Source organism: Moritella sp. (assembly GCF_033791185.1).
Lineage (GTDB): Bacteria > Pseudomonadota > Gammaproteobacteria > Enterobacterales > Moritellaceae > Moritella.
The window spans coordinates 1-6,806 of the sequence record NZ_JASJHF010000170.1; the positions used below are offsets into that span (position 1 = coordinate 1).

Annotated in this window: 9 protein-coding genes; 4 read left to right on the plus strand and 5 right to left on the minus strand. The window is 41.2% G+C overall.

The window, feature by feature from the left end; translation table 11 throughout:
• Together QNK26_RS10335 and yccX are read left to right on the plus strand one after the other, a co-directional pair.
• A partial coding sequence (locus QNK26_RS10335) for a M14-type cytosolic carboxypeptidase (protein WP_319222719.1) occupies positions 1-1,003 on the plus strand: 1,003 nt, incomplete at its 5' end.
• Between the two features lie 252 nt (positions 1,004-1,255).
• On the plus strand, positions 1,256-1,528 hold the full coding sequence (yccX, locus tag QNK26_RS10340; protein WP_319222721.1) for an acylphosphatase: 273 nt from the start codon (positions 1,256-1,258) through the stop codon (positions 1,526-1,528).
• Between the two features lie 11 nt (positions 1,529-1,539).
• Here yccX and QNK26_RS10345 read toward each other — a convergent pair whose 3' ends face one another.
• Positions 1,540-1,842: an MGMT family protein gene (locus QNK26_RS10345; protein WP_319222722.1), complete on the minus strand. Its 303-nt coding sequence runs from the start codon at positions 1,840-1,842 to the stop codon at positions 1,540-1,542.
• A 1-nt stretch (position 1,843) separates the two neighbouring features.
• Positions 1,844-2,740, minus strand: a complete 897-nt coding sequence (locus tag QNK26_RS10350) for a methyl-accepting chemotaxis protein (protein WP_319222723.1) — start codon at positions 2,738-2,740, stop codon at positions 1,844-1,846.
• Between the two features lie 383 nt (positions 2,741-3,123).
• On the opposite strand from QNK26_RS10350, the gene QNK26_RS10355 reads away from it, so the two are divergent.
• Complete coding sequence (locus QNK26_RS10355) at positions 3,124-3,567, plus strand: MarR family transcriptional regulator (RefSeq protein ID WP_319222725.1); 444 nt, start codon at positions 3,124-3,126, stop codon at positions 3,565-3,567.
• Positions 3,568-3,659: 92 nt separating this feature from the next.
• Here the strand turns inward: QNK26_RS10355 and QNK26_RS10360 are convergent, their stop codons facing one another.
• Together QNK26_RS10360 and QNK26_RS10365 are read right to left on the minus strand one after the other, a co-directional pair.
• On the minus strand, positions 3,660-4,352 hold the full coding sequence (locus QNK26_RS10360) for a hypothetical protein (protein ID WP_319222727.1): 693 nt from the start codon (positions 4,350-4,352) through the stop codon (positions 3,660-3,662).
• Positions 4,353-4,505: 153 nt separating this feature from the next.
• A complete protein-coding gene (locus QNK26_RS10365) occupies positions 4,506-5,648 on the minus strand; it encodes a substrate-binding periplasmic protein (protein WP_319222729.1) in 1,143 nt (380 codons plus the stop codon).
• A gap of 93 nt (positions 5,649-5,741) precedes the next feature.
• On the opposite strand from QNK26_RS10365, the gene QNK26_RS10370 reads away from it, so the two are divergent.
• Complete coding sequence (locus QNK26_RS10370) at positions 5,742-6,503, plus strand: DUF4377 domain-containing protein (RefSeq protein ID WP_319222730.1); 762 nt, start codon at positions 5,742-5,744, stop codon at positions 6,501-6,503.
• Here QNK26_RS10370 and QNK26_RS10375 read toward each other — a convergent pair.
• Positions 6,500-6,806 (minus strand): PilZ domain-containing protein (locus QNK26_RS10375; RefSeq protein WP_319222731.1); only part of this gene is annotated, 307 nt, incomplete at its 5' end. The genes QNK26_RS10370 and QNK26_RS10375 overlap by 4 nt on opposite strands.

The window sequence follows — 6,806 nt, forward strand, 5'->3', positions numbered from 1 at the left end:
TGTCGAAGGTGTAGTCGGTGAGCAATACACACTGAATATCCTGAATGCTGGTGAAGCGGCTTATTTAGAAGGTTGGGAAAACTACCAAGCAGTAGCATCGTATGATCGTCAGCACTGGTTCCGAATTCCGACTTTCTATAAAGATGGTAAATTAACTATCATTGCGGATATGGATTGCGAGTCAATGCAAATTGCTTACTTTGCCCCGTACAGCTACGAACGTCATCAAGATCTACTTGCTGCAGTGCAAATGCACCCATTAGTAAGTCTAGAGCACCTTGGTGAGACTATTGATAAGCGTGACTTAACCTTAGTTAAAATCGGCGACGGCGCTGAAAACAAACGTAACATCTGGATCACTGCACGTCAGCACCCAGGTGAAACAATGGCTGAATGGTTAGTTGATGGCCTGATGCACAGCTTACTTGATAGTGATAACCCAACGGGCAAAGCATTATTAGACAAAGCTAACTTCTACATCGTACCAAACATGAACCCAGACGGCAGTGCTCGTGGTCATCTACGCACTAACGCACTAGGTGTGAACCTTAACCGTGAATGGTTGAATCCAAGCTTAGAAAAAAGCCCTGAAGTGTTCCATGTGGTTAATAAAATGCATGAAACGGGTGTTGATTTATTTTATGACGTACATGGCGATGAAGCATTACCTTTTGTATTCCTTGCCGGTTCACAAGGGACGCCAAGCTATAACGACAGATTAGCGAAACTACGAGATCGTTTCTCTGAGGTATTCAAATTAGCCAGTGCAGACTTCCAGTCTGAATTTGGTTATGAAGTTGATGAACCAGGTACAGCCAACATGACAGTGGCAACACATTGGGTTGCAGAGACATTTGATTGTCTTGCTAACACCATGGAAATGCCATTTAAAGACAATGATAACTTACCAGACCCTATGATGGGTTGGTCTCCTGAGCGTTCTATTAAGCTGGGTGAAGCATCATTAGTTGCTATGTTAGCCGTGGCTGACGAGTTACGTTAATTGCTAAGTCTTATGTGAATTGATAAGACTGAAGTTAATGTATAAGTAGGTCTTGAACTGCGGTACAAGCACGTTATAAAGCCCGTGAGTCGCTGTTAACCACAGCTCTCATGGGCTTTCTTGTATCTGAAATTCGTAATAAGCGAGCTTTTGTGAACCATATCAGTTTGTTGAATAAATTAATTTGCTCTAAATGGCGAATGTAGACATATACTCAATGAATATTGAGCAAATTGGTGAGGATATGGGGTTATGTCACAAGAAGGCAATCAGATCATTGTTCATGGCAAGGTGCAAATGGTCGGTTTTCGTTATGCGACGGTGCAGCAAGCATTGCAACTCGGTTTAACTGGCCGTGCCACCAATCTTAAAAATGGTGATGTCGAAGTGCAGGTATTTGGCGATAAAACTGACCGCGATAAGCTGATTTTATGGTTAAGAGAAGGGCCAGATTCGGCGCAGGTTGATGCGTTAGAAATTAGCCCCCTTGAATATAAAAAACTAGCAAGTTTTACGCAGGGTTAATTAGCTATATGTCATAGCTCTATTCTGTAGGTCTTTAATGAAATAGTACCGCGTGCGGATAATAGAATACCTTCTGCCGCAAGCTGCTGCCTTTGATAATCACCACGATCCCCCTGTAATGATATTTTTCCTTGGCTATTCACAATACGATGCCAAGGCAGCTTGCTGTCGGCTGGTAAGCGACTAAGCACTTTACCAACCTGACGAGCGTGACTCGGCATTCCCGCTAATTTAGCGATATCGCCATAGGTGGCGACCTTACCTGCTGGCACTTGATATACAAAAGCAAAAACTTGCTGAGCAAAATTACTCACATTAAAAACGTAATTTAGTTACTAGTTGCTCGCCTAACTGCACGTTATTTGATGAACCAGTTAACGCTTCACGCGTATCACTAAGCAATGCTTCCATACCCGTTTGGATCGTATTTGAGTGACTTAACTGTTGCTGAACTTGACTGATTGTTTGTTCAACTAAGCTTGAGCTTGAGTTTGCTTGTGAAACGAGCTCTTGCAGGCTCTGCATGGTCACCGTCGCGATATCGACACTGTCATCAATAATGTTGGTTACTTGCTTTTGCTTATTAATGATAGCAGCAGAGATATCCATGATTTTTTTCATTTCACCTTGGATCTGATCTGCAGATTGATTCGCGGTATTTGCCAGTGCACGTACTTCATCGGCAACCACGGCAAAACCACGGCCATGTTCACCCGCACGCGCCGCTTCAATCGCTGCATTTAACGCTAACAGATTAGTTTGATCGGCAATGCCTTTAATTGAGTCAACTAATTGACCAATATTCTTATTGTTATCGTCTAAGTTGGCTAGCAAGATAGTAAACTCGGCAATGAATCGCGCTGAATCGGTAATGTTACCGGTGAGTTCCTCAAGTTGTTGAATACCAGTCTGAGAGATGTTTGCGGTGCTTTGCGCAGAACTGAAAGAGTCGTTAGACAGACTTTCAATGCCTTTTGATTGCTCCATAAATCCTTGAACTAAATCGAAGTTTTGTTCAATGTTACCGAGTCTTTTTGCCGACGACGTATTTACTTTTTGTGCATTTTGCGTGATTTCTTGAGCAATTGATAATGCGCCACTATTTTGTAGCTGCTCTAAAAGTTGTACTTTACTTTGCAGTGCTGCTAAGTCTCTTTCTGAGATAAGAACTTGTCCAAGAGGGACTTTATTTGAGCTGAAAAAATTAAACATAGCTTAGATCTGCCTTATTCTAGTCGTTTATAATTTATAGCGGCAAACTTTTACCCGCCGAATACTGTTAAGCAATAATTAGACCGTAATGTTTATAAACGGTTATTTATTTTGGTTGTTTGTTATTAGTTGTATACTGATTAATTATAAAGTTTTTATTTATTGTTACTGTGACAATTTGATGATGAATGATGCAGTCATCGTTATTGCTGTTGTATTGCTTTAGATATTATCGGCTGTCGCTGTTATTTGTTTAATTTTAATGTGGCTATTTGTCGCGCTAGTGTTAAAAAATACTGGCGTGTGGATATTTTTGCAAAGTTATCGACATCTATAAAAAATTAAGTATATTGTGCGCAAGACAGTTAAGAGAGGTTACCCTGATGTCAGAATTTAATGAAGAGACCATGTTACGCTTAGATAATCAGGTTTGTTTTGCTTTATACAGTGCAACGAATGCGATGGTTCGCGCGTATCGACCAATGTTAAAAACACTGGATCTTACTTACCCACAATACTTGGCGATGTTGGTGTTTTGGCAACAGGATGAAATTAGTGTGAAAGTTTTAGGTGAACAATTACACCTTGATTCTGGTACGTTAACGCCCTTGTTAAAACGTCTAGAATTGAAAGGGCTTATTCGCCGCGATCGCTGTAAAGAAGACGAACGTGCGCGCACCTTGTGTTTAACAGATGCTGGATTGGCATTAAAAGAGCAAGCAAAATCGGTCCCTATGAACATGTTTTGTCAGGCGGGTTTACCAACAGAAGAATTATTGATGATGAAAGCGAGTTGCGAAGCATTATTAAGTAATTTAACGGATTAGTCATTATTGCGGCGTTTCGTACTACGCCAGTTTATACTATCACTGAAGCGGTAAGAGCGAGAGGGCTGTTGATGACAGCCCTCAGTCTCAGATTACTCTGGACGCCAACTTAGTGCACTAGCGATAGAGCCAACCACAATCAAGTCTTGTTTATCTGCCGCTAAGTCAGGTAGTGTTTGTAAGCTGAGTAAACCATTGGTTTGTACGGCAGCGATACTTTGCGTGCCTTGTTCAAATACGTAGCCGAGTGGTTTTTCAACCGTCATGAATAAGTCGTCTGACTTATGCACTGATTTTACATTTAAGTGTTGGTTGTTGATACGAACCACACCCGCTTCATATTTTGCTACATCTAGGGTGAGTAATTCACTCGATGGTTTCATTTCATATTCACCAACCGTTTTACCATCAATATTAATATCGCAATGGTAGGGTTGATTGCCACCAAATGAGATGCCGCCAAGATTCACACTGGTACCTCCGCCATTACAGACCAGTACCCAAGTATCGCCATTATCTGTACGGGTAATTTCGGCAACCATATCGCCTTCAGTGGTGCTAATGGTGTTAAACCACGTTGATCCCGATGAACTGCGATCATATTTCCCGGTGTATTTCCCTGCCACATCAAAGTTACCTTCTTGGCCTAAGCCCCAAAAATCGCCGTCTGTTTTGATTAACATTTCTGGTTGTGTTTTCAGCTCGCTAGTTTTGGTCATCAGTGCAACGCTACCACAGCCTGAAACGAGGACTGTAGTAAGTATTGGAAGAATAAGCTTTTTCATAATATGCCCATGATATGTATTAGATAATGACTGGAATAGTCTCTTGGGCGCATTATCCATATAATCAAACACTAAGTCTGGTCTGATGGACTGATTAAATGTAAGCAGATGTAAGCTTATATTTAATGGTAAAAGTGAAGAAAGGTTGTTATATCAATGCTCGGCGAAGTATTGGTTGAGCGCCTGTTGCCATTCAGGACTTTGCCGCACGTTAAGCAGTGCACGGTTTAATTGCTCGGTGTAGGGGCTGTTGTTTGTAATCGCTAAGCCATAATTTTGTTTTTCAAATTGATAAGGTAATACTGATATTTGCTGATAACGACCAACTTGTTTGGCCTGTTTAAGCTTGTATCTTAATATCGCATTATCATCGACAATGGCATCAACTTTGCCTTCGTGTAATGCCATGAGCATCTCATCGATATTGCTAAATGTTTGATGCACAATGCCTAAATTAGTCAGGTAAATCGAAGAGGTGGTTGATACTTTAGCACCGACATTGAGATTAATAAGATCGTAAGGCCCCTTAATATCACTGTTCATCAGCCCAAGCGTGAAAGTGCTGGCAAGAATGGCGGTAATACTGGCAATAAATAGGGTAGAGGTGATAGATAATATTACCGTGATCACACGACCTGTCAGGGTTTTAAATTCAAAGTAGTTAAACGGCCCTTTGGTGATAAACAACAACCCTAAAATGAATGCTTCTAACAATTGTGCGCGTTTCGATGGCATCGAATACAGTTTATCGTTAACGCTGTGTTCGAGTTTATAAAATAGCCAGCCAATCAACCCCGCAATGAGGAGAATGCTGGCGATAATAATCAACAGTGTCGAGTTGGTGATTAATTGAAGAAAAGAACGCCAATAGCCTTTTTCTTTTACCGCTATAGCCAAGTGGGTTTCATAAAAGGAGTGGGAAAAATCCATGACTAACTCACGTTCAGGGGTAATGGAGATACAGGAAATACCGACTTCGACGTTGCCCGCTTCAATCTCATTGAGCAAATCTTGTAATGCATAGTTTTGGATCTGGTAGGGTAAATCAAGACTATTGGCGATGCGCTGCCATAATAAGATACTCAGTCCGGTGCTGGTGGGTTGTGGATTACCGTTTGGATGCACACTCATGACAAAAGGTGGGCAGTGATAACTTCCGACGTGAATAACCGAACTACTGGCGTTAATAACGGAACTACTGGCGTTAATAACGGAACTACTATAGCTATACGATGCCATACTGTATAAATAACAAAATACACACAGTTTTATTATTGAGCGTAAAAGTGGTGGCATAACAATCCTCTGTCAAAGGTCTATCAAAGATCGGGGGGTATGCTGCTATATTGCTTATTAAGTTTAGCGGAAAACGGGAAAAGGTTTATTAATATGAAATTTAAATTGCCAGCAATTTTATTGCTAACGGGTATGTTAAGCGGATTACTTAGCGGTTGTAGCAGTGTCACTCAGAATGACAATGAAACCGATCCTACGGTTGTAACTAAAACAGAAACCTATTGGGTTGCACCTGAGCTCGTTGCTTGTCAGGGCATAGTGCCGATGCAGTGTTTAGTGGTGAGCAAGGTAGTTGATGGCAAAACTAGTGCGTGGCAGTTCTTTTATAATGATATTGCCGGTTTTGATTATCAACCGGGATCTTTTTATAAAATAGCGGTGGAAACGACGGAGGTTGCTAACCCCGCGGCAGATGCTTCAAGTTTATCGTATAAACTAATTGAAGAAATGGATAAGGCCCCTCGTTATTATGCCGAGAATACGATGTTAACTGACGGCCGACAATGGTACCTAAAGCAGCTCACGGGTTTAGGTAATGTCGATCCCGCCATGCTTGAGAAACCGGCATATATTACGATTTCCGGCGATCGTCTGTCGGGCTTCTCTGGTTGCAATAATATGTTTGGTCAGGTAGCGCATTTATTTGAAGATGAGCAAGTACAAAATAGTTTATTGAAGCTCGGCCCGATTGGTTCAACCTTAATGGCCTGCGCGGATCCAAATGCGAACGCTGTGGAGCAAAAGTTACACCAAGCACTAGGCGCTGTGAATGCAATTAAAGTGCAATGGCCATTTTTAAATTTGTACCAAAATGATGAGCTTATGATCCAGTTTGTCGCTGAAGATTGGGATTAACAAATATTTAGGGCAATTCTTTCGATCAATTTTATTTCACGACTAAACTTTATCGCAACCAAGTGATTTTCAGGATCCCTGCGAATGATAGATGCAGGGATCACTTCGGTAAAATAATTATCAAACTCAATAATTAACTTCTCGCTGGCAGTAAACTTCACACTGGTTGTAACTTTGGCAAGTAAGCCAGATTTAGATATATTCTGCACTTCAATAGGGGTCCTAAAAAAATCAAAAAAGCCTAACTTTTTTACATACAATACTGGGTATGGCGGCCAGTAATTAAAGCGTGCATGAATACGG

What these genes read in the sequence shown, in the direction of transcription:
- yccX (WP_319222721.1), top strand. Translation starts at nt 1,256, where the DNA reads ATGTCACAAGAAGGCAATCAGATCATTGTTCATGGCAAGGTGCAAATG.
- QNK26_RS10350 (WP_319222723.1), bottom strand. Translation starts at nt 2,740, where the DNA reads ATGTTTAATTTTTTCAGCTCAAATAAAGTCCCTCTTGGACAAGTTCTT.
- QNK26_RS10355 (WP_319222725.1), top strand. Translation starts at nt 3,124, where the DNA reads ATGTCAGAATTTAATGAAGAGACCATGTTACGCTTAGATAATCAGGTT.
- QNK26_RS10360 (WP_319222727.1), bottom strand. Translation starts at nt 4,352, where the DNA reads ATGAAAAAGCTTATTCTTCCAATACTTACTACAGTCCTCGTTTCAGGC.
- QNK26_RS10365 (WP_319222729.1), bottom strand. Translation starts at nt 5,648, where the DNA reads ATGCCACCACTTTTACGCTCAATAATAAAACTGTGTGTATTTTGTTAT.
- QNK26_RS10370 (WP_319222730.1), top strand. Translation starts at nt 5,742, where the DNA reads ATGAAATTTAAATTGCCAGCAATTTTATTGCTAACGGGTATGTTAAGC.